Below are 24,375 nucleotides of genomic sequence, written 5' to 3'. Positions count from 1 at the left end.
GGCGCATCCGCTCTCACGTCATGCCCGGCGACCGCCGGGCATGACGGCGAGCCCCGCGCCGCATTCGCGCTTCAGGAAGCCGATCCCGCATCGGCGTGTTGGTCTGTGAGGCCTCTCCATGCCCGCCGTTCTTCTCACCGCGCCCGCGGCCGCTCCGATCGGCCTGGCGGACGCGAAAGCCTTTCTGCGCCTCGAGCACGACGTCGAGGACGCGCTCGTCGCCGGCCTGGTCGCGTCCGCGACCGCGCAGGTGGAGAAGGCGACCCGCCGCGTGCTGGTCGCCCAGCGCTGGCGGCTCGACGTGGCCCAGCCCGCGCCGGGCGCGGCGATCGCGCTCAGGCCGCGCCCGGTGCGCGAGGTCGAGGCGGTGCGGCTGCGCGAGCGCGACGGGGCGCTGCACGCGCTTCAGCCCTCGGACTGGCGGTTCGACTGGGCGGCGGAGCGGCTCTCTCTCGTGCGCCACGACCCGGCGTCGCGCGTGGTCGAGATCGACCTCGCGGTCGGCTACGGCGACCCGGGCGACGTGCCGGAGACGCTGCGGCTCGCTGTGCGCCGGCTCGTCGCGGACGGGTTCGAGCGCCGCAACGGCGCCGACGGCCCGCCCATCGACGTCGGCGCGCTCGTCGGCCCCTATCGCGAGCTCTGGCTGTGACCGCGGCCGTCGCCGCGCTCGGGACGCTGCGCCACCGCGTCGCGATCGAGCGGCCGGCGGACGCGCCGGACGGCTCCGGCGGCGTCACGCGCGGCTTCGAGCCGCTGACGGTGGCTTTCGCGCGCGTGGAGCCGCTGTCGGCGGAGGAGACCATGCGCGGCTACGCGCTCGGCCTCGCGCGGCTGCACCGCGTCACCATCCGCGCCCGCGGCGACGTCTCGGGCGGCTGCCGCGTCATCTGGCGCGGCCGGACCTTCGACGTGCTCTCGGTGCGCGAGCGCGACGACCACGGCCGCTTCGAGGAGCTGCTCTGCGAGGAGATCAGGTCGTGACCACCTCCGCCGCGCTCAGCCTGCGCGCCGCCGTGTTCGCGCGGCTGTCCTCCGACGCCGCGCTCGGCGGCCTGCTCGGCGGCGCGAAGATCCATGACGAGCCGCCGCGCGCGGCCGTCCCGCCTTACATCGCGCTCGGTCCCATGACGACGCGCGACGTCTCGGGCGATCTCGCCCCGGCGGTCGAGCACGAGCTCGCGCTCGAGCTGTGGTCGCGCGAGGGCGGGCTCGCCGAGGCGCTGAAGGCGGCCGACCGCGTCGTGCGCCTGCTCGACGGCGCGGAGCTCACGCTCGACGGCCACCGCCTCGCGAGCCTCGCCTGGCGCTTCACCGCCGCGGACCGCGCCACCAACGCCGGCTTCCGCCGCGCCGAGATCGCCTTCCGCGCCGTCACCGAACCCCTCGACTGAAGGACCGATCCGCCATGGCCATCCAGAAGGGCAAGGACCTGCTCGTGAAGGTGCAGAGCGCGCCCGGCGTGTTCACCACCGTCGCGGGGCTTCGCACCCGTGCGCTGTCGTTCAACGCCGAGACGGTCGACGTCACCCATTCCGAGAGCGCGGGCCGTTGGCGCGAGCTGCTCGCCGGCGCCGGCGCGAAGCGGGCGAGCGTCGCCGGCGCCGGCGTGTTCCGCGACGAGGCCTCCGACGCGCTGGTGCGCGGCCTCGCCTTCGACGGCGCGGTCGAGACCTTCCAGATCGTCATCCCGGACTTCGGCCGCGTCGAGGGGCCGTTCCAGGTCACGGGCCTCGAATTCCGCGGCGACCACGCCGGCGAGCTGACCTTCGATCTCGCGCTCGAAAGCGCCGGCGCGCTGAGCTTCACGGCGGCCTGAGCCCGAGCGTCATCGCGGCGAAGCCCCGCCGAGCCGGGATCGTCCTTAGGTCTGCGTCTCATCCGGAGCACGATCCCGGCTCTCCGCTTCGCTGCGGCCGGGATGACGGCCCCTTCTGAAGGATCACCCCATGCCCACAAACCGCCGCCGCGGCGAGGTCGAGGCCGTGTTCGACGGCCGGCCGCGCCGTCTCGCGCTCACCCTCGGCGCGCTCGCCGAACTGGAGGACGCGTTTGGCGCGCCCGATCTCGTCGCGCTCGCCGAGCGGTTCGAGGCCGGGCGGCTGTCGGCGCGCGACGTGGCGCTGATCCTCGGCGCGGGGCTTCGCGGCGGCGGCGCCGAGACCGGCGACGACGACGTCGCGCGGATGACGCACGCGGACGGCGCCGCGGGCTTCGTGCGCGTGGTCGCCGACCTTCTGGCCGCGACCTTCGGCCCGGCCGGGGAGGGCGGGCGGGCGGAGGCCTCCGGCCCTTTCCCTGGGACGAGCTGACCGCCTTCGGGCTCGGCGTCCTCAAGCTCGCTCCGCACGCCTTCTGGCGCGCGACGCCGCGCGAGATCGCCGCCGCGGCGCGGGGCCTGCGCGGCGGGCGCGGCTCCGCTCCGCCGCTGGCGCGACCCGAACTCGACGCGCTGATGGCGCGCTTTCCCGACGAGGCCGAAACCCATGGCTGACGACCCGATCGCGATCACCGTCGACATCTCCGGCTTCCGCCGAGAGATTTCCGAGGCCGACCGGCTGACGCGCGGCTTCGGCCGGGCGCTCGGCGACGCGCTGGAGGGCGGCGTCGTCAAGGGCCGCTCGCTGTCCGACGTGCTGCGCGGGCTCGGAGGCCGGATGTCCGAGATCGCGCTGTCGGCCGCGATGCGCCCGGTCGAGACCGCGCTCGGCGGCCTGTTCGCAGGCGTGACCCGCAGCCTGCTCGGCGGGATCACGCCGTTCGCGAAGGGCGGTGTGCTCGGCGCGCCGACCGTGCTGACCGACGGCTCCGCGGCGCTCGCGCTCGCCGGCGAAGCGGGTCCCGAGGCGGTGCTGCCGCTCGCCCGCAGCGCCGACGGCCGGCTCGGCGTCGCGAGCGCAGGCGGCGCGGGCCCGATCACGATTAACATCGCGACGCCTGACGTCGAGAGCTTCCGCCGCTCCGAGGCGCAGGTGACCGCAGCGCTCGCCCGCGCCGTGGCGCGCGGCCGCCGGGGGACGTGAGCCGTGGCCGCCTTCCACGACGCGCTGTTTCCGACCGACATCGCCCGCGGCGCGAAGGGCGGGCCGGAGCGGCGCACGGAGATCGCGACGCTCGGCTCGGGCTTCGAGGAACGCAACGCCGTCTGGGCGCATTCGCGCCGGCGCTGGGACGCGGGGCTCGGCATGCGCAGCTTCGCGCAGCTCTCGGCGGTCGTCGCCTTCTTCGAGGAGCGGCGCGGACGGCTGCATGGCTTCCGCTTCCGCGATCCGCTCGACCATAAATCCTGCGCGCACGGCGCGGCGCCGGCCGCGACCGACCAGGTTCTCGGGACCGGCGACGGGGCCACGACGCGTTTCCCGCTCACGAAAACCTATGGCGGCGCGTTCGATCCCTACCGCCGGCCGATCGCGAAGCCGGTCGCGGGCTCGGTGCTCGTCGCGGTCGCCGGCGTCGCGACCACGGCCTTCGTCCTCGACGGCGGCGCGGTGGAGCTCGACGTCGCGCCGCCCGCGGGCGCGCCGGTCTCCGCCGGCTTCCGTTTCGACGTGCCCGTGCGCTTCGACATGGACCGGCTGGAGATCGACCTCGCCGCCTTCGAGGCCGGCGCGATCCCGTCGATCCCGCTGGTCGAGATAAGGCTGAAATAGTCCGAAAACGCTCCGTCATGGTCCGGCTTGACCGGACCATCCATGTCCGACGTCGAGCTCCACGTCGCCGATGGGTCCTCCGGTCAAGCCGGAGGACGACGCGGCGGCGTTCGCGTCGCTGCTCCGGAGGCTCACCATGCGCGACATCCCGGCGCCGATGGCGGACGCGCTCGCGTCCGGCGCGACCACCTTCGCGCGCTGCTGGCGGGTGGAGCGCCGCGACGGCGTCGCGCTCGGCTTCACCGACCATGACGGGGACCTCGCCTTCGACGGCGACGTCTACCGCGCCGCGAGCGGCATGACGGCCTCCGCCGCCACAGCGGCGCTCGGTCTCGCGGTCGGCGGGCTCGACGTGATCGGCGCGCTCGACGACGCCGGCCTGACAGAGGCCGATCTCGCCCGCGGGCTCTATGACGGCGCGGAGGTGCGGTTGTTTCTCGTCGACTGGCGCGATCCGTCGGCGCGGCTTCTGCTGTTCGCCGGCGCGCTCGGCGAGATCGCCCGCGAGAGCGCGCTGTTCACCGCCGAACTGCGCGCGCTGACCCATGCGCTGCAGCAGCCGCAGGGTCGGCTCTACCAGCGCTCCTGCGACGCCGACCTCGGCGACGCCCGCTGCGGCGTCGACCTTGCGCTTCCCGTCCACCGCGCGGCGGGGGAGGTCGCGTCGGCGGTCGGCGGCCGCGGCTTCCGCGCCGCGGCGCTGGAGGGCCGCGGTCCGCTTTTCACGCGCGGGCGGATCGTCTGGACAAGCGGGCCGAACGCGGGCGCGGCGGGCGAGATCCGCGCGCAGGACGGCGGCTTCGCCGAACTCGCCGAGACGCCCGCCATGGCGATCGCGCCGGGCGACGGGTTCATTGTCACGGCGGGTTGCGACAAGACCTTCGCGACCTGCCGCAAGCGCTTCGCCAACCACGTGAACTTTCGCGGTTTCCCGCACATGCCCGGCAACGACTGGCTGTCGCAGCCGGCGCGCGCGGACGGCGACAACGACGGAGGCCGTCTTGGCTGAGACGGCGCCTGAGCATCGCGAGCCAAGCGTCTCGCCGGCCGCGGTCGTCGCCTGCGCCCGCGGCTGGATCGGCACGCCCTACCGGCATCAGGCCAGCCTGCGCGGCGTCGGCTGCGACTGCCTGGGCCTCGTGCGCGGGATCTGGCGCGAACTGCTCGGGCCGGAGCCCGAACCGCCGCCGCCCTATCCCCGGAGCTGGGCCGAGGACGGCGACGCCGGCCTGATGATCGCCGCCGCCCGGCGCAATCTCGTGGAGCGGCCCATCGGTCCGATCGCGCCCGGCGACGTGCTGCTGTTCCGGGTGCGGCGGGACGGACCGGCCCGCCACGCCGGCGTCGCCACCGGGCCGGACGCCATGGTCCACGCCTATGACGGCCACGCCGTCGCCGAGACGCCAATCCCCGACACCTGGCGCCGCCGGCTCGTGGCGCGGTTCGTGTTTCCTCTTCCCTAGCTGGCGTCGAAAGGACCTCTCATGGCCGTGCTCGCCCTGACCGCCGTCGGCTCCGCGATCGGCGGGGCGCTGCTGCCGGGCGGGATCGGTCTCTTCGGGGCGACGCTGACGGGGGCGGCGCTCGGCGGCGCCATCGGCGGCCTCGCGGGCTCCATGATCGACCAGACGCTGCTGGCGCCGACCGTGCGGCGGACCGGGCCGCGCCTCGACGATCTGCGCGTCACCGCCTCAACCGAAGGCGCGCCAGTGCTCAGGGTCCATGGCCGCATGCGCGTCGGCGGGCAGATCATCTGGGCGAGCCGGTTCCGCGAGACCTCGTCGACCGAGAGCTCCGGCGGCAAGGGCGGCGGCGGCCCGAAAACCGAGGTTCGCACCTACAGCTATTTCGCGAGCTTCGCGGTCGGCCTGTGCGAGGGGCCGATCGACGGGATCGGCCGCGTCTGGGCCGACGGCCGCCCGCTCGACCCCGGCGACTACGAGATGCGGCTGCACCGCGGGACGGGCGACCAGCTCGCCGACCCCAAGATCGTCGCGGTGGAGGGCGCGGACTTCGCGCCGGCCTATCGCGGGCTCGCCTATCTCGTGTTCGAGGAGCTGCCGCTCGAAGGCTTCGGCAACCGCGTGCCGCAGATCACCGTCGAGGTCATTCGGCGGCCGCCCTCCGACCGGCCGGCGCTCGAGGACCTGATGACCGGCGTCACGCTGATCCCGGGTTCGGCCGAGTTCACCTACGCCACCGACGCGATCGAGCGGCGCGAGGGTTTTGGCGCCTGGGAGGCCGAGAACGTCCACAGCGACTACGGCCGCGCCGACATCGACGTCGCGCTCGACGACCTGGAGGCGCTTGCGCCGGGCGTGCGCTCGGTCTCGCTGATCGTCGCCTGGCACGGCACGGACCTGCGCGCGGGAAACTGCGAGATCCGGCCGAAGGTCGAGACCGACGACAAGGAGACGCGGCCGTGGACGTGGCGCGTCTCGAACCGGACCCGCGGCGAGATGCAGCTCGTCAGCCGGATCGACGGCGCGCCCGCGCTCGGCGGCGCGCCGGCCGACCGCGCGGTCTGGCAGGCCATCCGCACGCTGAAGGATCGCGGCTTCGAGGTGATGCTGACGCCTTTCATCCTGATGGACGTGGCCTCGGACAACGGACTGCCGGACCCCTATGGCGCGGCGGAGCAGCCGGCCTATCCCTGGCGCGGCCGCATCACCTGCCACCCCGCGCCGGGACGGCCGGGCTCGCCGGACGGGACGCCGGCCGCGGCGGCCCAAGTCGCGGCCTTTTTCGGGACGGCTGCGGCGGGCGATTTCGGCTGGCATGGCGACCGCCGCACGGTCGACTACGACGGGCCGGGCGAGTGGTCCTACCGCCGCTTCGTGCTGCACATGGCCCGGCTTGCCGAGGCCGCAGGCGGCGTCGACGCCTTCCTGATCGGCTCGGAGATGGTCGCGCTCACCGCCGTGCGCGACGGGCCGTCCAGCTATCCGGCGGTCGCGGCCTTCCAGGCCCTGGCGGCGGAGGCGCGCGTGGTGCTGGGCGCCGACACGCGCATCGGCTACGCCGCGGACTGGACCGAATATTCCGGCCACCGTCCGGACGACGGCTCCGGCGACGTCCATTTCCATCTCGACCCGCTGTGGTCGGACGCGAACGTCGACTTCGTCGGCGTCGACCTCTACGCCCCGCTCGCCGACTGGCGCGACGGCGGCGGCCATCTCGACGCCGCGGCCGGCTGGCGCGGGCCCTATGACGCCGCCTATCTCGACGCCAATGTCGAGGGCGGCGAGGGCTTCGACTGGTTCTACGCCGGCGCCGAAGACCGCGCGGCGCAGGTCCGCACGCCGATCGTCGACACGGCCCATGGCGAGCACTGGGTCTTCCGCGTCAAGGATTTCCACGGCTGGTGGTCGAACCCGCATCATGATCGTCCGGGCGGCGTCCGGGCGGCGACGCCGACCGCCTGGATTCCCGGGTCTAAGCCGATCGTGCTGTGCGAGGTCGGCTGCCCCGCGATCGACAAGGGCGCGAACCAGCCCAACGTGTTCGTGGACCCGAAATCGTCGGAGACCGCCGTCCCGCATTTCTCCAACGGCCGCCGGGACGACGTCGCCCAGCGCGCCTATCTCGCGGCGCAGCTTGCGCACTGGGCGCCCGCGGCCGGGAACAACCCGGTGTCGGCGCTCACGGGCGCGCGCATGATCGACGCGTCGCGCATCTTCTGCTGGTGCTGGGACGCGCGGCCTCACCCCGCCTTTCCCGCCCGGACCGACGTGTGGAAGGACGCCGAGAACTGGAAGCGCGGCCATTGGCTGACCGGCCGGCTCGGCTTCGCGGCCTTGCGCGACGTCGTCGCCGACATCGCCGCGCCGTCGGGCGCCGCGCTCGAGCTCGCCGATCTCGACGGGTTGGTGCGCGGCTACGCCATCGACCGGGTGATGAGCCCGCGCGAGGCGATCGAGCCGCTGCTGGAGGCCTTCGGCGCGCAGGCGCTCGCGCGCGGCGCCGCGATCCGGATCGCCAACCGTCCGGCGGCCCCGGTCGCGGAACTCGGGCCCGATGATCTCGTCGATCCCGGCGAGGGGCGGCCCGCCTTCCGGCTGACGCGCGCGCAGGCTTCCGAAGTGCCGGCGGCGCTGAAGCTGCGCCATGTCGATCCGGACATCGACTACCGCCAGGCGGCGGTGGAGGCGCGCCGGCTCGCGGGCGAGGGCCGGGCGGTCGCGGAGGCGAGCATCCCGCTCGCGCTGTCTAACGCCGAGGCGCAGGCGCTCGCCGACGGAATGCTGATCGAGGCGTCGGTCGCGCGCGAGCGGGGCGAGTGGACGCTGCCGCCGAGCGGGCTGGCGCTGGAGCCGGGCGACCTCGTGCGCTTCGCCGCCCACGGCCGGACCACGCTGATGCGCCTCGACGAGATCGGCGACGAGTTCGTGCGGCCGGCGAAGGCCGTGCGCGCCGACCCGGACGCGCGCGCGGTCGCGCCGATCGAGGACGATCCGCGGCCGCCGCCGGCGAAGGGGCGGCCGATCGCGCCGGCGTTCGCCGTGCTCGACCTGCCGCTGATTTCCGGCGACGAGCCGGCCCATGCGCCGCGGCTCGCCGCCTATGCGCGGCCCTGGACGCCGGCCGCCGTGTTCCGCTCGCGCGACGGCGCCGGCTTCGCGCTCGACGAAACGTTGCCGCTGCCGGCGACGCTCGGCGCGCTGGCCGCGCCGCTCGGGCCCCACGCGAGCGGACGCTTCGACCGCTTGAACGTCGTCGAGGTCGAGGTCGGGCCGGACCGCGCGCTCGAAAGCGTGACCGCGGAGGCGTTGTTCGCCGGCGCGAACGTCGCCGCCGTCCGCGGCGGGGACGGCGTCTGGGAGGTGCTGCAGTTCCGCGACGCGGAGCTGGTCGGGACCGGCCGCTGGCGGCTTTCTATGCTGCTCCGCGGCCAGGCCGGCACCGAGGACGCCGCGATCAGCGCAAAGCCCGCCGGATGGGCCTTCGCGCTGATCGACGCCGCGACGCCGGTCTCGACTCTTCCCGAGGCCGAGCGCGGGCTGACGCTGACATGGGCGGCGGGGCCGTCCACCCGGCCGCGCGACGACCCGACCTATGTGGCGCTTTCCGAGCGCGCCGGAGCGAGGGGGCTGCTGCCGCTCGCCCCCGTCGGCCTGAAGGCGCGGCGGGGCGTCTCCGGCGACGTGACGCTGAGCTGGATCCGCCGCACGCGGATCGGCGGCGACGACTTCGACGCCCGCGAGGTGCGGCTCGCCGAAGAGGCGGAAGCCTACGAGGTCGAGATCCTTGGCGAGGACGCGCCCGTGCGCGTGCTCGCCACAGGAACGCAGACGACTGTGTACACGCACGCCATGCAGGTCGCCGACTTCGGTACGGCTCCCGCCGCGCTGCAGGTCGCGGTGCGGCAACTGTCCGCCGTGGCCGGTCCCGGCCTGCCGGCGCGGGCCACGCTCGCGCTCTGAGTTGAAGCGCCTTCCTCACATCTCCGGAGCCGTCCCATGAGCGAGAGCCCGCATCTCGGCCTCGGCTATCTCGCGCCTGCGCAGGCGCAAAAGCACGTCACCGTCAACGAGGCGTTCCGGCGGCTCGACGCGTTGGTGCAGCTCGGCGTCGTCGACCGCGACCGGACCGCGCCGCCGGCCGGGCCGGGGGAGGGCGACCGCCATCTGGTGGCGCCGGGCGCGACCGGCGCCTGGGCCGGGCAGGACGGCCGGATCGCCGCTTTCCTCGACGGCGTCTGGGAGTTCATCGCGCCGAAGCCGGGCTGGCTCGCCTATGTGGAGGCGGAAGGCGTGCTGCTGGCCTATGTCGGCGGCGTCTGGGTCGGGGCGCTCGGCGCGCTCGCCTCGCTCGACGGACTGGCGCGGCTCGGCGTCAACGCCGAGGCCGACGACGACAACCGGCTCGCCGTGGCGAGCGCCGCCGCGCTCTTCACCCATGCGGGCGCGGATGTCCGGCTCAAGCTGAACAAGGCGCTTGCGGCGGACGTGGCGAGCCTGCTGCTTCAGACCGGCTATGGCGGGCGCGCCGAACTCGGCCTGATCGGCTCCGACGCCTTCGCGCTCAAGGTCTCGCCCGACGGCGCGTCGTGGAGCGTCGCGCTGGAGGCCGAGCCTGGAACGGGTGCGGTGTCGTTCCCGCGCTCGCCCCAGCGCGCGCAAGCCGACGTCTTCACCGCGGACGGCGTCTGGACGAAGCCGGACTGGGCCGGCCGGGTCGTCGTCACGCTGGTCGGCGGCGGCGGAGGGGGCGGCGGAGCGGCGAGCGGCAACACCGGCTTTCCGCGCGCGGGCGGCGCGGGCGGCGGAGCCGGCGCGGTCGTGACCGAGACCTTCCTCGGCGAGGAGATCACGGCGGCCTGCTCGGTCGTCGTCGGTTTGGGCGGCGCGGGCGGCGCCGGCGTCGCGGTCGGCGTCACCGCCGGCGGCGGATCGGGCGTCGCGGGGGCTGCGAGCGCCTTCCTGCTGAACGGCTCGGGGCCGGAGGCGCAGGCGCTCGTGGCGCCAGGCGGCGGCCTCGGCGGCGGCGGCGGCACGACGACCTCCACCGCCGGAACCGGCGGCTCCGGGCTCTCCGGTCCGTCGAACGCCGGCGGTCCCGGATCGAGCGGAGCCGCGGGCATCGCGGCCGTCTCCACGGCGATGCCCGTCGGTCCGGGCGGCGGCGGCGGCGGAGCCGGCCTCTCGACCGCCACCACAAGCGGCGGGTTCGGCGGCGGCGCGGGCGGCGCCGGATACGCCGTCGGCGGAACCGCGCGGCAGGCGACGGGCGGCGCGGCGGCGGCCGCCGGAGGCGCCGGAGGACATGGTGGAGATCGCGCCTTCGCCCGCGGCATGGGCGGAGGCGGCGGGGGCGGCGGATCGCACGCGGTCACGGCGGGCGGTCACGGCGGAGACGGCGGCGCGCCTGGGGGCGGCGGAGGCGGCGGCGGCGCGGGCCGCACCACGGGCGGGTCGGGCTCCGGCGGGCGCGGCGGTGACGGGATCTGCGTGATCCTGTCCTACGCCATGTGAGGCGCGTTCAGAGCTGCCCGGACTGGTCGAAGTGCAGGACCGTCATCACGAACAGCGCCAGCGAGTAGATCATGATGCCGAAACTGTAGAACCAGGGTTCGCCGGCCCCCGGCACGGTCGCGACGAGGTAATCGAACACGAGCCCGAACGCCGCCGTCCAGCCGAGAAGGCTGATGTAGAAGAAACGCCGAGACCGGAAGCGGTGCATGGCCGAGATGATGCCGGCGCGCCGGGCCCCGCGCCAGCGATACGGTGCCCGATCGTGACCGCCGCTCATCAACAACCCGCGATTTCGTGATCGCCCGCGGTCCGCCGCGCGCGATCGGCCCCCCGTGCCGTCTTCAAGCCCAGAGGAGCGCCCCATGCCCCGCGCCACGTTCCCGCACGCCATCACCGAAGCGACGCTGCGCGCAGCCGTCGCCGACGCCGCGACCGCGCGCGCCGCGCACGACGCCGTCCGCCGCATCGCCGACGAGGTGGTCGCGGACCCCCGCATCGCCGGCGCGCTGAAGCCTGTGCCGCCGTTCGAGAGCCAGACGCTGCGCGGCGTCGCGGTTGCGGCCGGCGCGCCGCTGCTGGTGGCGCTCGGTCGGCTCGCCGGCGTCGAGATCGCCGAGGGCGAGGCCGCGATCGTGGCCTCGACGCTCGTGTCGCTCATCGGCGCCGCCTACGCCTGGCGCGGCCGCGCCACCACGACCCGGCCGCTCGCATGACGCGCGCCGCGCCGTTCGCGCGTGACGACGCCAAGCTCGCGGCGCTCGAGCAGCGGGTCTACGGCCTCGAGCGCGGGGTCCACGACCTCAACCAGCTGTTCACCGGCCGCATCGGCGAGGTCTCGGCGCAGCTCACCAGCCTCTCCGCCAAGTTCGACGACCGCTCGCGCACGCCGTGGGGGACGATCGTTTCGGGCATGGGCGTGGTGTTCGCGCTGCTGGTCGCGGGCTGCGAACTCGCCCGCGCGCCCATCGTCGACGCGATCGCGCGGCTGGAGCGGGACGTGGCGCGGACCGAGCAGGTCCTCGCGCGCCAGCGCGACGCCGGCGTCGCCCGCGAGCTGTTCGCCGAACGCGGCGCGGCCGACGTGCGCGCCCGCGCCGAACTGCAGCGCCAGATCGACGATCTGAAGCGGGCGTCGTCGTCCAGCGTCGTCGTTTCGCAAGGTCGTGCGCTTGCGGAGGAGGGGTCACCCCCCTAGGACTCCCTGAGGATGGAATGGCCGATCCCGCATTCATCGCGGGTTCAGGGCCGGGAGGGCACCGTCGCGGCCATGAACAGCGTCCGCGCCATCGGTTTGACGTCGTGCGTCGTCGCGGCGGCCCTGGCCTTCGGGCCGGCTGCCGCGGAGGACGGCGCGCGTCCGGACGGCCGCCCACGGATCGTCGTGCCTGCGCCCGGGGCCGGCGAATATCTGCGCGTGCCGGCGCCGGCGCCCGGCGAGGACGGCCCGCCGCCCGGCGTCTACCGCCGGGTCACGCCGCCGGCCGACGGCGAGCCGCGCGGCGAGCGCTACATGCAGGCGGCTCCGGCGCGCGAGCCCGCGCCCAAGGCGCCGGACGCCCGCGACGACGGACCCCGGCTCCCGTCGGGCGGGGGCTGCCTGTCCGCCCGGGACGCGCGCGACGCCATCCGCTCCAAGAAGGCCGTCACGCTCGTCGTCGCCGCCCGCACCGCCCGCGACGCCTGGGACGGCGAGGTCATCGACTACAAGCTCTGCAGCGTCGAGGGCCTGCTCACCTACGACATCACTCTGCTCAGCCCGGACGGCAAGGTCGCGCGCGCGCGGATCGACGCCGGCACCGGCAAGCTGCTGACGGTCAAGTGACCGCCGCGGACCACTAGGACCTCCTCCATGCGCCTGCTCGTCGTCGAGGACGACCCCGACCTCAACCGCCAGATCACCGCCGCGCTGGAGGAGGCCGGCTACGCCGTCGACCGCGCCTACGACGGCGAGGAGGGGCACTTCCTGGGCGACACCGAGCCCTACGACGCCATCGTGCTCGACATCGGCCTGCCGAAGAAGGACGGCATCTCGGTGCTGGAGCAGTGGCGGCGCGACGGGCGCACGGCGCCGGTGCTGATCCTGACCGCGCGCGACCGCTGGTCGGACAAGGTTCAGGGCTTCGACGCCGGCGCCGACGACTATGTCGCGAAGCCGTTCCACATGGAGGAGGTGCTCGCGCGCCTGCGGGCGCTGCTGCGGCGAGCCACCGGCCACGCCTCGAGCGAGCTGCTGTGCGGCCCGGTCCGGCTCGACACCCGCGCCGGCCGCGTCACGCTCGACGGCAACGCCATCAAGCTCACCAGCCACGAATACCGCCTGCTGGCCTATCTCATGCACCACCAGGGCCGCGTGGTCTCGCGCACCGAGCTCGTGGAGCACATGTACGACCAGGACTTCGACCGCGACTCCAACACGATCGAGGTGTTCGTCGGCCGGCTGCGCAAGAAGCTCGGCTCCGACCTCATCCAGACCGTGCGCGGGCTCGGCTACGTGCTGGCGTCGCCCGGGGGCGCATGACCATCCCGGCGGACGGCGCGGCCTCCCCGGCGCAGGCGACCCGCGCCGGACCCGCCGCGCGGCCCGCGAAGACGGCCTCCATCGCCGCCCGCCTGTTCGGCTCGGCCGCGCTGTGGACGGTCGCCATGCTGCTGATCGGCGGCGTGACGCTGTCGTCCTACTACACCCGCTCGGTCGAGCGCGGCTTCGACCAGCGCCTGCACGTCTATCTCAAGACGCTGGTGGGCGCGGTCGCGGCCGGCGCCTTCGACAAGGACGACCCGGGCTCCTTCGGCGAGCCGCGCTTCGAGCTGCCGCTCTCCGGCTGGTACTGGCAGATCACGCGGCTCGACCGCGACCCGCCGGAGGCGACGACCTCGAAGTCGCTGTTCGAGGAGCAGCTTCCGCGCCTCGCCGAGCTCGGGGTCGAGGAGACGCTGGTCGGCACGCGCGAGGGCTACGCGCTCGGGCCCGAGAGCCAGCGCCTGCGCGTGGTCGAGCGCATCATCGATCTCGGGACGGACGGCCGCTTCCTGATCTCGATCGCCGGCGCCGCGGGCGAGATCGACGAGGACATCCAGAACTTCAACGTCGCGCTGCTGGTGAGCTTCCTGCTGCTCGGCCTCGGCCTCGTAACCACCACCGGCTTCCAGGTGCGGTTCGGCCTCAGGCCGCTCGCCGGCATGCGCGCCCAGCTCGCGGAGGTCCGCTCCGGTTCGCGCGCCCGGCTCGACGGCGCCTTTCCGGAGGAGATCGCGCCGCTCGTCGCCGAGCTGAACGGGCTGCTCGAATCGAACCGCGAGATCGTGGAGCGCGCCCGCACCCATGTGGGCAACCTCGCCCATGGGCTGAAGACGCCGCTCTCGGTCATCGCCAACGAGGCCGACACGGGCGAGGGCGCCTTCGCCCAGAAGGTGCGCGAGCAGGCCGTGCTGATGCGCCGCCAGATCGATCACCACCTCGAGCGCGCGCGGCTGTCGGCCGGCGTCGCCTTCGCCGGCGAGACCACCCCGGTGCAGCCGGCGGTGGAGGCGCTTGCCCGCACCATGGCCAAGATCCACCGCGACCGCGATCTCGCCATCGACGTCGCCGTCTCCGATGAAGGCCTGCGGTTTCGCGGCGAGCGGCAGGATTTCGAGGAGATGGTCGGCAATCTCGTCGACAACGCCTGCAAATGGGCGTCCGCGCGGGTGGCGATCTCGGTCGCGCCGCTGGCGCCCGCGGCTGCGGGCGGCCGTTCCGCGCTGCGCGTGGTGGTGGACGACGACGGGCCGGGCCTGACGGAAGCGCAGCGCGCCGAGGTGCTGGCGCGCGGCAAGCGGCTCGACGAGAGCAAGCCGGGCTCCGGCCTCGGCCTCGCGATCGTGGCCGACCTCGCCCGCGTCTACGGCGGCGGCTTCGCGCTGTCCGAGGCTCCCGAAGGCGGCCTGCGCTGCGATCTCACGCTGCCGGCGGTGTGAGGGCCACGCCGGTCCTCCCCGCTTTCGCCAAAATCGCACGGTCACCTCACGACGCCAGCCGAATCGCTCTGGGGCGGCGACGGCGGACAACGGGAGGTTTCATGATCATTTCAAAAGCGGCGGCCCTTGCGGCTGCGGGCGTGCTCGCCCTCGGTCTCACCGCCTGCGGCCCGGGCCGCGAGGGCGAGGGCCTCGGCACCGTGGCCGGCGCGATCGGCGGCGGGCTCATTGGCAACCAGATCGGCAGCGGCGGCGGCCGCGTGGCGGCGACGGTGATCGGCGCCGGCCTCGGCGGACTGCTCGGCAACCGCATCGGCGCGGCGATCGACGACGACGCCCGCCGTCGCGCCTCCGAGGCCGAATACGAGGCGCTGGAGCGCGGCTACGACGGTCGTCCGTACGCGTGGCGCAGCGAGCGCTACCGCGGCGAAGTCGTGGTCGGCCCCTACTACCAGCGCGAAAGCTACGAGCGCTGCCGCACCTACACCCGCCGCATCTACATGGACGACGGCCGGGTGATCACCGAGCGCGGCTCGTCCTGCCGCGGCCCGCGCGGCCGCTGGGTGGAGGTCGGCTGACGCCGGCCTGAACCACCGCGCTGACATGCGAGAGCCGCCCGGAGCCGACCGCTCCGGGCGGCTCTTTCCGTTTCAGCTCTCGGCGAGCGCGGCGCGGGCGGCGAGCGCGCCGAGCGTCAGCCGCGCCGGCGGCGTCGCGAGATCCGCGGTCGTTGAGGCCGACAGCGCCGCGGTCTCGTCAATCGCGAGCGAACGGAGCGCGCGGCCGCCGTCGCGCCCCCGCCCGAGCCCGAGCCAGCGCGCCAGCGCGCCGCCGCCGACGCCCCGCGCCGCGGCCTCGGCGACGTCGGCCGCGGTGACGTCAGCCCCGAGATCGACGAAGGCCGTGCGGGCGCCGTCCGGCGTCAAACGTTCGCGGTAGGCGGCGCGCGCCGCGGCGTCGTCCGGCGCGTCGGCGGCGCCGGACGCGTTCGGCGCCGGACGATCGACCGCCGCGCCGAGCCGGCGCGCGGCTTCCACGCCCGCCGCATGCCCGCCGGCGACGGCCTCCGCCATATCCGGCCCGTCCGTGACGACGATCGCGTCGCCAGCGCCGCCCCAGAGTTCGTCGCGCGGGGCGAGCCCGCCCGAGACCACCAGCGCGTCGGCGAACAGGCGCCGCGGCGCGGCGGCGACGCCGTCGCCGAAGCGGTTGCGGGCGGTGACGCTCACGATGCGGTCGCCGGCGGACGAGGTCTCCACGCCGTCGACCACGCTCGCGAAGCTCATCGGCGCGCCGAGCGCCTTGGCGAGGTTGACCATCGGCGTGTCGGGGCTCTCGCGCGCGTCGACCGTCATCTCCACCGCGACGCCGGCCTCGCGCAGGTCGATCGCCGTGCGGTGGCCTTCGTCGCCGGCGGTCGCGATCACGACGCGCGCGCCCGGAGCGACGGCGTAGCGGCGCAGCAAGGCGCGCGCGGCGCCGGCCAGGATCACGCCCGGCCGGTCGTTTCCGGCGAACAGGAGGCCCCGCTCGCGCCAGCCGGCCGCGATCACCAGCGCGCGCGGTTCGATCAGCCGCAGCCGAAGGGGACCAGGGCGGGGCCCTGGTCCGCGGTCGAGCACGGTAACGGCGCCGCTCGCGTCGACCGCGACGGCGACCGCGCGGAGCGCGATCTCGGCGCCGCGATCGACGAGACCGGCGGCGCGGTCTCGCGCCCAGGCGAGCGGCGGCCGGCCGTCGACCGCGCCGTCGTAGAGGTCGGCGGCGCCGCCGACGCGGGGAGCCGCCTCGACCACGACGACGCGCAGACCCGCCGCGGCGGCGGCGGATGCGGCCGCGAGCCCGGCGAGGCCCGCGCCCACCACCAGCACGTCGCAGCTTTCGCGGGTCGCGGGCGTCGCGGCGGCGTCGAACGGCCGATCGATGGCCGGCAACGGAAGGCGCCGCGCGAGCCGCGCGGCGAGGCGCCGCCCAAGCGGCGGCAGCCGTCCTGACGCGCCCGCGGCGGCGGAGCTCCGCCGCTCGAACAGCCGCGCCAGCGGGGAGGCGTCGTCAGCGGGCGCGCGGGCGACGAAGCCTTCGGTCAGCCCGAGGAAGTCCGCCGGGACCGGATCGGCGTCGGCCTCGGCGCGCGCCCAGGCGTGGGGATCGTCTGCGCCGAGCGCGAACAGGCCGCGCGGGCGGCCGAGCAGCGCGCTGCGCCCGAACGCCGCCGAACCTGAGGCGAGCAGGGCGCTCGCCAGCGTGTCGCCGTAAAGGCCGACGAGCGGGCGGCCGTCATAGCGCCCTCCTACGGGTTCGGTGCGGTCGATCTCCGTCCCGAACCGGGCCGGGGCCGTGGCGGGCAGCCGATGGAAGCCGCTCATGACGCCATTTCCGAAAGGCGAGGCGCGGCCCGGCGCGTCGGCGCGAACGGCGCAAAGGCGGGATCGTCTCGGCCGCCGCCGAGCGCGGCGGCGAGATGCTCGGCCGCGGCGAAGACCGGGCTCAGCGCGTCGCGGCCGAAGCCGAGCGCGAGCCACAGCCCGTCGATGTCGGCCGGTCCGATCTGAGCGTGGCCGTCGACGCCGGTCCAGAGCGTCACCGGCTGTTCCGACGCGACTTCGAGCGCGGCAAGTTCCGGCGCGAGCGCGATCGCCCGCGCCGCCAGCGCGTCGGCGCCGTGAGGCCCGGACAGGGTCGCCGCGCCGGTCGCGCCGCGCGCGAGCGTAAGATCGCCGGCGATGACGGCTGCGCCCAGCTCGGGCGCTCCGGCCCCGGTCGTGAGCGCCGTCCGCTCCTCGCGCCGAAGCGAGAGCCGGCCGCGGCCCTCCCGCACCAACCGGATCGCGGAGGCGTCGTCGGCGAGCGCCACCGCGCCGGCGCGCACGAAACGGCCGCCGAGCTCCACGCCGATCACCGCCTGCCCATCGCGGGCGAGCGCGTCGACGCGGGCGCCGGGAAAGATCGCGGCGCCGGCCTCCTCGGCGGCGCGGGCGAGGCCGAGCGTGAGGCAGTCGGCCTCGACGACCATCGCGCCAGCCTCGTGCTGCGCGGGCGCGAAACCGCGCCCGCGCCCGAGCGGCGGCGCGAGCGCCGCCACCTCGCGGGCGGGCACCATCCAGGCCTCGACGCCATGCGCCTTGGCGTGGCCGGATTCGACGCCGAGCGTCCGCACCCGGTCCTCGTCGAGGCCGAGCGTGAGGCAACCCGTGCGCTCCGCCATAGGGGACGGGGTGAGCCAGCGAGCGAGCTTCGCCAGCCGCTGCGGCGCGTCCGCCTGGATCGCGATGCGCCCCGCGTCCGGGTGGGCGGCGCGCACCACCGGCCATGCGCGCTCGGCCGGCGTCGGCTCGATCGCATCGGGCGCGAGCATCGCCACCGCCGCCCCGTTTCCGGCGCAGGCGCGGGCGAGCGCAGACGCGAGCGCTCCTCCGCCGATCACGATCACGTCGTAGCCGTTCGCAGGTCGGGGCCGATCACGGGCGGCGAAGGCGGATGGCGGAAAGGCGCGGGCGGGAAACAGGCTTCCTATCAATGCGGTCTCATCGGCGGGGCGCCGTCGGAAGGACGGCCGGGTCGGGCGGCTCAGCGTCTAACCTAACGCGTCCCGCGCAGGCGTCAGCCGGTTCGATGTGAAATGGCCGCGCGTGGCGCCAAAGCGTTAGGACGGCGCGACCCCGTGCCTCTTCTCCCGGAGCGCCAACGCGGCTATGTCCTGCGCTGACTTTGGAAAAGGACCAAACTCGACGATGGAGCTTTGGATCGTCCTCGCGGTGATGACGGGCGCGGCGGTGCTGCTGGTGCTGTGGCCGCTGGCGCGCGGCCGCGCGCGGGAGAACGACGCCGCCGGCGACGTGGCCGTGTACCGCGACCAGCTCGACGAGATCGAGCGTGACCGCGCCCGCGGGCTGATCGGCGGGCGTGAGGCGGACGCCGCCCGCGCCGAGATCGCCCGGCGGCTGTTCGCGGCGACCGAGCGGGGCGATGAAGCCATCGCGACAGACGCCGGACAGGGGGCGACCTGGCGTCGCCGCGTGGCGGCGGTCGTAGCGCTGGTCGCCGTGCCCGCGATCGCTCTTGGGACCTACGCCGCCATCGGCCGGCCCGACATCGCCGATCATCCGCTCGCGGCGCGCCTCCAGGCCCCCGTCGACACCAACAACATCGCCGAGCTGGTCACGCGCGTCGAAGCCGAGCTCGCGCGCAACCCGGGCGACGGTCGCGGCTGGATGGTGCTGGGTCCCGTCTACATGCGGCTCGGCCGCGCCGGCGACGCGGCCACGGCCTACGCCAACGCGATCCGGACGCTCGGGTCTTCGGGCGAGCTCGAAGCCAATCTGGGCGAGGCCCTGACGGCGGCGGCCGACGGCGTCGTGACCGCCGACGCCCGCGCGGCCTTCGAACGCGCGGCGAAAGCCAATCCGCCTTCCGTCAAGGGCTCCGTCTATCTCGCTCGGGCCGAGTCGCAGGACGGCGATCTCGCCGGCGCGATCGCCCGTCTCAAGGCGCTGATCGTCGCCGCGCCCGCCGACGCGCCGTATCTCGATGGCGTCCGCGGCGAACTGCAGCGCCTCGCCGCCACGCCGCCGCTGCCGATGCCGAGCCAGGAGGAGGCCGCGGTCGCCAAGACGCCGGAGGAGCGCATGGCGCTGATCCGCGGCATGGTCGACCGGCTCGAAGCCCGCGTAAGCGAGAGCGGGGAGATCGGCGACTGGCTGCGCCTGGTGCAGTCGCGCGCCGCGCTCGGCGACCTCGATCGCGCCCGGTCCTCGCTCGCCGCCGCGCGCGAGAAGTTCGGCTCCGATCCGCGCTCGGCGGCCCGGCTCGACGCGCTGGCGCTTGGGGTTGGTCTTGAGGGGCGCGGCGCGTAAAGGGTATCGGGATGACGATCGACGCCTCTCAGACCGCCTTTCCTTCGCCGCGCCGCCGCGGCGCCTCGCGCAAACGCCGCCGGCTCGCGCTGTTCGGCCTCGTCGGGATCGTGCTCGCCGCCGCGACGGCGCTGGTGCTGACGGCGCTCGACGACACCATCGTGTTCTTCCGCACCCCGAGCGAGATCGCCCAGCGCGGCGAGACGCCCGGCACGCGGCTTCGGCTCGGCGGGCTGGTGAAGGCCGGTTCGATCTCCCATGACGGCCCGGACGTCCGCTTCACCGTCACCGACAACGCCCGCGATATGCCCGTGACCTATTCCGGCCTGCTGCCGGACCTGTTCCGCGAAGGGCAGGGCGTCGTCTCCGAAGGCGTGCTGCAGGACGACGGCACGTTCAAGGCCGACACCGTGCTCGCCAAGCACGACGAGAACTACATGCCCAAGGACGTCGCCGACCGCATGAAGGCGCAGGGTCTCTGGAAGGGCGACGAAGCCGGGGGCGCCAAGTGATCGCCGAGATCGGCCACTACGCGCTCGTCCTCGCGCTCGCGCTCGCGATCCTGCAATCGGTGCTGCCGATCTGGGGCGCGCGCGTCCGCGACGCCGCGCTGATGGGGCTCGCGAGCCCGCTCGCCTTCGGCCAGCTCGCGCTGATCGCGGTGTCGTTCGCGGCGCTGACCCACGCCTACGTCACCTCCGACTTCTCGCTCGTGAACGTGGTGGAGAACTCCCACTCCGCGAAACCGCTGATCTACAAGATCTCCGGCGTGTGGGGGAACCACGAGGGCTCGCTGCTGCTCTGGGTGCTGATCCTCGCGCTGTTCAGCGCGCTGGTGGCGGGCTTCGGCCGCAACCTGCCGGAACGGCTGAAGGCGGACGTGCTCGGCGTTCAGGCGACGATCTCGGTCGCGTTCCTGCTGTTCGTGCTGATCACCTCGAATCCGTTCGCCCGGCTCGACCAGCCGCCGCTCGAAGGGCAGGACCTCAACCCCCTGCTGCAGGATCCCGGCCTCGCGATCCATCCGCCGCTGCTTTACGTCGGCTATGTCGGCTTCTCGATGGCGTTCTCCTTCGCCGTCGCGGCCCTGATCGAGGGCAAGGTCGACGCGGCCTGGGCGCGCTGGGTGCGGCCGTGGACGCTGACGGCGTGGCTGTTCCTGACGCTCGGCATCGCGATGGGTTCTTACTGGGCCTATTACGAACTCGGCTGGGGCGGCTTCTGGTTCTGGGACCCAGTCGAGAACGCCTCGCTGATGCCGTGGCTCTCCGGCACCGCGCTGCTGCACTCCGCGGTGGTGATGGAGAAGCGCGAGGCCCTGAAGGTCTGGACCGTGCTGCTCGCGCTCCTCACCTTCGCGCTGTCGCTGCTCGGCACCTTCATCGTCCGCTCGGGCGTCCTCACCTCCGTCCACGCCTTCGCGGTGGACCCGGCGCGCGGCGTCGCGATCCTGATCATCCTCGTGGTCTTCGTCGGCGGCAGCCTCGCGCTCTACGCGTTGCGCGCGCCGTCGCTGAAGCAGGGCGGCGTGTTCGCGCCGGTCAGCCGCGAAGGCGCGCTGGTGCTGAACAACCTGTTCCTGACGGCGGCCTGCGCCGCGGTGTTCGTCGGCACGCTCTACCCGCTCGCGCTTGAGGCCGTGACCGGCGAGAAGATCTCGGTCGGGCCGCCCTTCTTCAACAACACCTTCGGCCCGCTGATGCTGCCGGTGATGCTGGTGATGCCGTTCGCGCCGCTGCTCGCGTGGAAGCGCGGCGACGCGACCCGCGCGCTGAACGGCTTGCTCGGCGCGATCGTTGTTGCGGTGGTCGCGACCGCGCTGGTCGCGGGCTTCGTGCGCGGCGGCCCGACGCTCGCGCCGCTTGGCGTCGGCCTGGCGCTGTTCGCGATCGTCGGCGCCTTCGCGGAGATCGCCGAGCGCGCGAAGCTGTTCCGCGCCTCGCCGGCGGAGTCAGTTCGCCGCGCCCGCGGCCTGCCCTCCTCGGCCTGGGGCGGGGCGCTCGCCCATGCCGGCATGGGCGTGACGCTGCTCGGCGTCGTGGCGGCGACCGCGTGGGAGAGCGAATCCGTGACGGCGCTCAAGCAGGGCCAGACGGTCCAGATCGCCGGCTACGACATCTCCTATGACGGCATGATCCAGCGGCAGGGGCCGAACTTCCGTTCGACCGTCGCAAAGCTCACGGTGCGCAAGGACGGCACGGTGGCGACGCGGCTGGAGCCGTCGCGCCGGCTCTACACCGCCCGGCAGATGGACCTGACAGAATCCTCTATCGCGACCTTCGGCCTGTCGCAGCTCTACGCCTCGGTCGGTGAGGCGCGCGGCGACGGCGCGGCGGCGCTGCGCATCACCTACAAGCCGCTGGTGACGCTGATCTGGTTCGGCTCGATCTTCATGGCGCTCGGCGGCTGCCTGTCGCTCGCGGACAGGCGCCTAAGGGTCGGCGCGCCCCGCAAGAGCGCCCGCGCCCTGCCGGCCGCCCACCCGGCGCCGGCGGAGTGACGGCGCTGCGCTCGGGCGGCAGGCTCCTGGCCGTGATCGCAATGGCGTTCGCTCTGGCCGCGCCCGCCGTCGCGGTGCAGCCCGGCGAGGAGTTGAAGGACCCTCAGCTCGAGGCGCGCGCGCGGGCGCTCAGCTACGAACTGCGCTGCATGGTCTGCCAGAACCAGTCGATCGACGACAGCGACGCTCCGCTCGCGAAGGATCTTCGGGTGCTGGTCCGGGAGCGGATCCAGGCCGGCGACAGCGACGCGCAGGTCCTGTCCTTCCTCACCGCGCGCTACGGCGAGTTCGTGCTGCTGCGGCCCCGGCTTACCTGGGGGACGGCGCTGCTGTGGCTGTTCGCCCCGGCGGTGCTGGCGATCGGCCTGATCGGCTATCTCGTCTGGGGTTGGCGCTCGCGCCGCAGAGCGACCGGCGCCGACGGCCTGACCGAGGCGGAGCAGGCGCGGCTGCAGGCCCTGCTCGACCGCGAGGACGGCTCCCGGCCGGCCTGAACGCGAGGCGCGTTCTCTCGCGGCGGCGTGATCGCGTTACGGAGATTTCATGCTCCGGACAGCGTTACGTAAGCTCGAAGAGGTGAATCTCCGGACCGACCGCCCATATGAGCGTCAGGTTCACCGCTTCGGAGATGTTGCCCGATGTCGACTTCGCCCTATTCCTCCAAACCCAAAGGCGGGTTTCTGGCGCGCCGCCGCGCGACGCTCCTCGCCTCCGCGCTCGCGCTCGGCGTCGCAGGGACGCTCGGCGTCCAGGCGCTGACGACCGGCGCGACGCCGGCCTACGCCCAGTCCTCCGCGATCGCGCCGCAGGCGGCGCCCGCGCTTCCAAGCTTCGCCGACGTCGCCGACCGCGTGCGGCCGGCGGTCGTCAGCGTGCGGGTGAAGACCGAGGCCACCGGCCCGCTCGCCATGGGTCCGGGAGGCCCCGGCGGTCCGGGCGGTCCCGGAGCGCCCGGCCAGCGTGGTCCGGGCGGCATTCCCGGTCTCGACCAGCTTCCCGACGACCATCCGCTGAAGCGCTTCTTCAAGCAGTTCGGCCAGGGCGATGAGCAGCAGCAGCGCCGCAATCCGCGCCGCTTCGGCATGAGCCAGGGCTCGGGCTTCTTCATCTCCGGCGACGGCTACGTGGTGACGAACAACCACGTGGTGGCGAACGCCAAGGAGGTCGAACTCGTCCGCGACGACGCCAAGACCACGCTCAAGGCCAAGGTGGTCGGCACGGACCCGCGCACCGACGTCGCGCTGCTCAAGGTCGAGGGCGACCGCAAGGATTGGCCCTATGTCAGCTTCGCGGACAACAAGCAGACCCGCATCGGCGACTGGGTGATCGCGGTCGGCAACCCGTTCGGCCTCGGCGGCACGGTCACGGCCGGCATCGTCTCGGCGCGCGGACGCGACATCGGCGCCGGGCCCTATGACGACTTCCTGCAGATCGACGCCGCGGTGAACCACGGCAACTCGGGCGGTCCGACCTTCAACCTGCGGGGCGAGGTCGTCGGCGTGAACACGGCGATCTACTCGCCGTCCGGCGGCAACGTCGGCGTCGCGTTCTCGATCCCGGCCGAGATCGTGACCGACGTCGTGGCCAAGCTGAAGGACGTCGGCGTGGTCGAGCGCGGCTACATCGGGGTGCAGATCCAGCCCGTGACCGACGAGATCGCCGAGAGCCTCGGCCTGAAGACGGCGCAGGGCGCGCTGGTGGCGGAGGCGCAGAGCGGCACCCCCGGCGAGAAAGCCGGCCTGAAGTCAGGCGACGTCATCCAGAAGGTCAACGGCGAGACCGTCGCCGAGGCCCGCGATCTGTCGCGCAAGATCGCCTCGTTCAACCCCGGCACCAAGGTCGAGCTGACCTACTGGCGCGACGGCAAGGAGCTGAAGACCGACCTGACGCTCGGCAAGCTGCCGGAGCAGCAGCAGGCCTCGCTCAACAGCGGCGACGACGAGTCCGAGAGCGACGCTGGCGGAGCGAACGTGAAGCTTGGCATCCAGGTGACGCCGGCGAGCCGCGTCGCCGGTTCGGGCGACAAGGGCCTCGTGGTCACCGGCGTCGACGACGACGGCCAGGCTGCGGGCAAGCTCGAGCAGGGCGACGTGATCCTGGAAGTCGGCGGCCGTGAGGTGACGTCGGCCAAGGACGTCACCGCGTCGCTCGACGCCGCCCAGAAGAGCGGTAAGCGCTCGGTTCTGCTGCGCGTCAAGCGCAACGACGCCACCCGGTTCGTGCCGGTCGAGATCGGCCGCGGCTGACGCCGCGGTCGCCACGTCCCGGGCGTCCGTGGCACCCGAACCACGCCCGGGACCGTGATGCGGGCGGCGGGCCGCTGTTCCCCCTTCAGCGCCCTGCCGCTTCGCCACCTCCAGCGGCCTTCCGGAGCTTCGTCCCTCGACTCCGGAAGGTCGTCTCTTCCCGCCTGAAGCCCGCGGGCGCCGCCGCGGCGCTCA

26 protein-coding genes are annotated in these 24,375 nt (G+C 74.2%); 23 read left to right on the top strand and 3 right to left on the bottom strand.

The window, feature by feature from the left end:
• Nucleotides 1-118 precede the first annotated feature (118 nt).
• The 12 genes from PKE78_RS16015 (at nt 119) to PKE78_RS15960 (ending at nt 10,624) form a co-directional block, all read left to right on the top strand.
• Nucleotides 119-652 carry a head-tail connector protein gene (locus PKE78_RS16015; RefSeq protein ID WP_271201899.1) on the top strand — a complete coding sequence of 178 codons (534 nt, stop codon included), beginning with the start codon at nt 119-121 and terminating at the stop codon, nt 650-652.
• Nucleotides 649-984 carry a phage head closure protein gene (locus PKE78_RS16010; protein WP_271201898.1) on the top strand — a complete coding sequence of 112 codons (336 nt, stop codon included), beginning with the start codon at nt 649-651 and terminating at the stop codon, nt 982-984. Before PKE78_RS16015 ends, PKE78_RS16010 begins: the two co-directional genes overlap by 4 nt.
• Nucleotides 981-1,394 (top strand): DUF3168 domain-containing protein, encoded by a 414-nt coding sequence (locus tag PKE78_RS16005; protein WP_271201897.1) that lies wholly within the window; start codon nt 981-983, stop codon nt 1,392-1,394. Before PKE78_RS16010 ends, PKE78_RS16005 begins: the two co-directional genes overlap by 4 nt.
• A 14-nt stretch (nt 1,395-1,408) precedes the next feature.
• Nucleotides 1,409-1,819, top strand: a complete 411-nt coding sequence (locus tag PKE78_RS16000; protein WP_271201896.1) for a phage major tail protein, TP901-1 family — start codon at nt 1,409-1,411, stop codon at nt 1,817-1,819.
• Nucleotides 1,820-1,949: 130 nt separating this feature from the next.
• Nucleotides 1,950-2,312 (top strand): gene transfer agent family protein, encoded by a 363-nt coding sequence (locus PKE78_RS15995; RefSeq protein ID WP_271201895.1) that lies wholly within the window; start codon nt 1,950-1,952, stop codon nt 2,310-2,312.
• On the top strand, nt 2,309-2,494 hold the full coding sequence (locus tag PKE78_RS15990) for a phage tail assembly chaperone (protein WP_271202008.1): 186 nt from the start codon (nt 2,309-2,311) through the stop codon (nt 2,492-2,494). Before PKE78_RS15995 ends, PKE78_RS15990 begins: the two co-directional genes overlap by 4 nt.
• Entirely contained in the window at nt 2,487-3,023 is a 537-nt protein-coding gene (locus PKE78_RS15985; protein WP_271201894.1) for a phage tail tape measure protein, read from the top strand. Before PKE78_RS15990 ends, PKE78_RS15985 begins: the two co-directional genes overlap by 8 nt.
• Nucleotides 3,024-3,026: 3 nt before the next feature.
• Complete coding sequence (locus PKE78_RS15980; RefSeq protein WP_271201893.1) at nt 3,027-3,650, top strand: DUF2460 domain-containing protein; 624 nt, start codon at nt 3,027-3,029, stop codon at nt 3,648-3,650.
• A 136-nt stretch (nt 3,651-3,786) separates the two neighbouring features.
• Nucleotides 3,787-4,659: a DUF2163 domain-containing protein gene (locus tag PKE78_RS15975; protein ID WP_271201892.1), complete on the top strand. Its 873-nt coding sequence runs from the start codon at nt 3,787-3,789 to the stop codon at nt 4,657-4,659.
• The gene (locus tag PKE78_RS15970) at nt 4,652-5,113 is read left to right on the top strand and encodes an NlpC/P60 family protein (RefSeq protein WP_271201891.1); all 462 of its coding nucleotides are present in this window, start codon (nt 4,652-4,654) and stop codon (nt 5,111-5,113) included. The genes PKE78_RS15975 and PKE78_RS15970 overlap by 8 nt, the downstream gene beginning before the upstream one ends.
• 21 nt (nt 5,114-5,134) lie before the next feature.
• Nucleotides 5,135-9,073 (top strand): baseplate multidomain protein megatron, encoded by a 3,939-nt coding sequence (locus PKE78_RS15965; protein WP_271201890.1) that lies wholly within the window; start codon nt 5,135-5,137, stop codon nt 9,071-9,073.
• 36 nt (nt 9,074-9,109) lie between these two features.
• A complete protein-coding gene (locus PKE78_RS15960; RefSeq protein WP_271201889.1) occupies nt 9,110-10,624 on the top strand; it encodes a DUF2793 domain-containing protein in 1,515 nt (504 codons plus the stop codon).
• 7 nt (nt 10,625-10,631) lie between these two features.
• Here the strand turns inward: PKE78_RS15960 and PKE78_RS15955 are convergent, their stop codons facing one another.
• Entirely contained in the window at nt 10,632-10,832 is a 201-nt protein-coding gene (locus PKE78_RS15955; protein WP_271201888.1) for a hypothetical protein, read from the bottom strand.
• A gap of 154 nt (nt 10,833-10,986) precedes the next feature.
• Between PKE78_RS15955 and PKE78_RS15950 the strand changes: the two genes are divergently transcribed.
• The 6 genes from PKE78_RS15950 to PKE78_RS15925 all read left to right on the top strand — a co-directional run bounded on the left by PKE78_RS15950 (nt 10,987) and on the right by PKE78_RS15925 (nt 15,159).
• On the top strand, nt 10,987-11,337 hold the full coding sequence (locus tag PKE78_RS15950) for a hypothetical protein (protein WP_271201887.1): 351 nt from the start codon (nt 10,987-10,989) through the stop codon (nt 11,335-11,337).
• A complete protein-coding gene (locus PKE78_RS15945; protein WP_271201886.1) occupies nt 11,334-11,819 on the top strand; it encodes a hypothetical protein in 486 nt (161 codons plus the stop codon). The genes PKE78_RS15950 and PKE78_RS15945 overlap by 4 nt, the downstream gene beginning before the upstream one ends.
• Nucleotides 11,820-11,891: 72 nt before the next feature.
• Nucleotides 11,892-12,446: a PepSY domain-containing protein gene (locus tag PKE78_RS15940; protein ID WP_271201885.1), complete on the top strand. Its 555-nt coding sequence runs from the start codon at nt 11,892-11,894 to the stop codon at nt 12,444-12,446.
• Between the two features lie 27 nt (nt 12,447-12,473).
• On the top strand, nt 12,474-13,142 hold the full coding sequence (locus tag PKE78_RS15935) for a response regulator transcription factor (RefSeq protein ID WP_271201884.1): 669 nt from the start codon (nt 12,474-12,476) through the stop codon (nt 13,140-13,142).
• Nucleotides 13,139-14,581 (top strand): ATP-binding protein, encoded by a 1,443-nt coding sequence (locus PKE78_RS15930; RefSeq protein ID WP_271201883.1) that lies wholly within the window; start codon nt 13,139-13,141, stop codon nt 14,579-14,581. The genes PKE78_RS15935 and PKE78_RS15930 overlap by 4 nt, the downstream gene beginning before the upstream one ends.
• A gap of 101 nt (nt 14,582-14,682) precedes the next feature.
• Nucleotides 14,683-15,159 carry a glycine zipper 2TM domain-containing protein gene (locus tag PKE78_RS15925; protein ID WP_271201882.1) on the top strand — a complete coding sequence of 159 codons (477 nt, stop codon included), beginning with the start codon at nt 14,683-14,685 and terminating at the stop codon, nt 15,157-15,159.
• A gap of 72 nt (nt 15,160-15,231) precedes the next feature.
• On the opposite strand, the gene PKE78_RS15920 is transcribed toward PKE78_RS15925, so the two are convergent.
• Both PKE78_RS15920 and PKE78_RS15915 read right to left on the bottom strand, forming a co-directional pair.
• On the bottom strand, nt 15,232-16,947 hold the full coding sequence (locus PKE78_RS15920; RefSeq protein ID WP_271201881.1) for an FAD-binding protein: 1,716 nt from the start codon (nt 16,945-16,947) through the stop codon (nt 15,232-15,234).
• Nucleotides 16,944-18,098 carry an NAD(P)/FAD-dependent oxidoreductase gene (locus PKE78_RS15915; protein WP_271201880.1) on the bottom strand — a complete coding sequence of 385 codons (1,155 nt, stop codon included), beginning with the start codon at nt 18,096-18,098 and terminating at the stop codon, nt 16,944-16,946. The genes PKE78_RS15920 and PKE78_RS15915 overlap by 4 nt, the downstream gene beginning before the upstream one ends.
• A gap of 214 nt (nt 18,099-18,312) precedes the next feature.
• On the opposite strand from PKE78_RS15915, the gene ccmI reads away from it, so the two are divergent.
• From ccmI to PKE78_RS15890, 5 genes are all read left to right on the top strand, one after another.
• Nucleotides 18,313-19,434 (top strand): c-type cytochrome biogenesis protein CcmI, encoded by a 1,122-nt coding sequence (gene ccmI / locus PKE78_RS15910; RefSeq protein WP_271201879.1) that lies wholly within the window; start codon nt 18,313-18,315, stop codon nt 19,432-19,434.
• Between the two features lie 11 nt (nt 19,435-19,445).
• Nucleotides 19,446-19,946, top strand: a complete 501-nt coding sequence (ccmE, locus tag PKE78_RS15905) for a cytochrome c maturation protein CcmE (protein ID WP_271201878.1) — start codon at nt 19,446-19,448, stop codon at nt 19,944-19,946.
• A complete protein-coding gene (locus tag PKE78_RS15900) occupies nt 19,943-21,934 on the top strand; it encodes a heme lyase CcmF/NrfE family subunit (protein WP_271201877.1) in 1,992 nt (663 codons plus the stop codon). Before ccmE ends, PKE78_RS15900 begins: the two co-directional genes overlap by 4 nt.
• Nucleotides 21,935-21,975: 41 nt before the next feature.
• Nucleotides 21,976-22,428: a cytochrome c-type biogenesis protein gene (locus PKE78_RS15895; protein ID WP_271201876.1), complete on the top strand. Its 453-nt coding sequence runs from the start codon at nt 21,976-21,978 to the stop codon at nt 22,426-22,428.
• A 144-nt stretch (nt 22,429-22,572) separates the two neighbouring features.
• Nucleotides 22,573-24,180 carry a Do family serine endopeptidase gene (locus PKE78_RS15890; RefSeq protein ID WP_271201875.1) on the top strand — a complete coding sequence of 536 codons (1,608 nt, stop codon included), beginning with the start codon at nt 22,573-22,575 and terminating at the stop codon, nt 24,178-24,180.
• Nucleotides 24,181-24,375 lie beyond the last annotated feature (195 nt).

Source organism: Methylopila turkensis, from assembly GCF_027922325.1.
GTDB classification, from domain to species: Bacteria; Pseudomonadota; Alphaproteobacteria; order Rhizobiales; family Methylopilaceae; genus Methylopila; species Methylopila turkensis.
The sequence above is the reverse complement of the archived record's forward strand: the minus strand, read 5'-3'. Positions and strand labels throughout refer to the sequence as shown.

Excerpts from the sequence above, each read along its gene's own strand:
- PKE78_RS16015 (WP_271201899.1), top strand. The coding sequence starts at position 119 with ATGCCCGCCGTTCTTCTCACCGCGCCCGCGGCCGCTCCGATCGGCCTG.
- PKE78_RS16000 (WP_271201896.1), top strand. The coding sequence starts at position 1,409 with ATGGCCATCCAGAAGGGCAAGGACCTGCTCGTGAAGGTGCAGAGCGCG.
- PKE78_RS15995 (WP_271201895.1), top strand. The coding sequence starts at position 1,950 with ATGCCCACAAACCGCCGCCGCGGCGAGGTCGAGGCCGTGTTCGACGGC.
- PKE78_RS15985 (WP_271201894.1), top strand. The coding sequence starts at position 2,487 with ATGGCTGACGACCCGATCGCGATCACCGTCGACATCTCCGGCTTCCGC.
- PKE78_RS15975 (WP_271201892.1), top strand. The coding sequence starts at position 3,787 with ATGCGCGACATCCCGGCGCCGATGGCGGACGCGCTCGCGTCCGGCGCG.
- PKE78_RS15965 (WP_271201890.1), top strand. The coding sequence starts at position 5,135 with ATGGCCGTGCTCGCCCTGACCGCCGTCGGCTCCGCGATCGGCGGGGCG.
- PKE78_RS15960 (WP_271201889.1), top strand. The coding sequence starts at position 9,110 with ATGAGCGAGAGCCCGCATCTCGGCCTCGGCTATCTCGCGCCTGCGCAG.
- PKE78_RS15955 (WP_271201888.1), bottom strand. The coding sequence starts at position 10,832 with ATGCACCGCTTCCGGTCTCGGCGTTTCTTCTACATCAGCCTTCTCGGC.
- PKE78_RS15950 (WP_271201887.1), top strand. The coding sequence starts at position 10,987 with ATGCCCCGCGCCACGTTCCCGCACGCCATCACCGAAGCGACGCTGCGC.
- PKE78_RS15945 (WP_271201886.1), top strand. The coding sequence starts at position 11,334 with ATGACGCGCGCCGCGCCGTTCGCGCGTGACGACGCCAAGCTCGCGGCG.
- PKE78_RS15940 (WP_271201885.1), top strand. The coding sequence starts at position 11,892 with ATGAACAGCGTCCGCGCCATCGGTTTGACGTCGTGCGTCGTCGCGGCG.
- PKE78_RS15935 (WP_271201884.1), top strand. The coding sequence starts at position 12,474 with ATGCGCCTGCTCGTCGTCGAGGACGACCCCGACCTCAACCGCCAGATC.
- PKE78_RS15930 (WP_271201883.1), top strand. The coding sequence starts at position 13,139 with ATGACCATCCCGGCGGACGGCGCGGCCTCCCCGGCGCAGGCGACCCGC.
- PKE78_RS15925 (WP_271201882.1), top strand. The coding sequence starts at position 14,683 with ATGATCATTTCAAAAGCGGCGGCCCTTGCGGCTGCGGGCGTGCTCGCC.
- PKE78_RS15920 (WP_271201881.1), bottom strand. The coding sequence starts at position 16,947 with ATGAGCGGCTTCCATCGGCTGCCCGCCACGGCCCCGGCCCGGTTCGGG.
- ccmI (WP_271201879.1), top strand. The coding sequence starts at position 18,313 with ATGGAGCTTTGGATCGTCCTCGCGGTGATGACGGGCGCGGCGGTGCTG.
- ccmE (WP_271201878.1), top strand. The coding sequence starts at position 19,446 with ATGACGATCGACGCCTCTCAGACCGCCTTTCCTTCGCCGCGCCGCCGC.
- PKE78_RS15895 (WP_271201876.1), top strand. The coding sequence starts at position 21,976 with ATGGCGTTCGCTCTGGCCGCGCCCGCCGTCGCGGTGCAGCCCGGCGAG.
- PKE78_RS15890 (WP_271201875.1), top strand. The coding sequence starts at position 22,573 with ATGTCGACTTCGCCCTATTCCTCCAAACCCAAAGGCGGGTTTCTGGCG.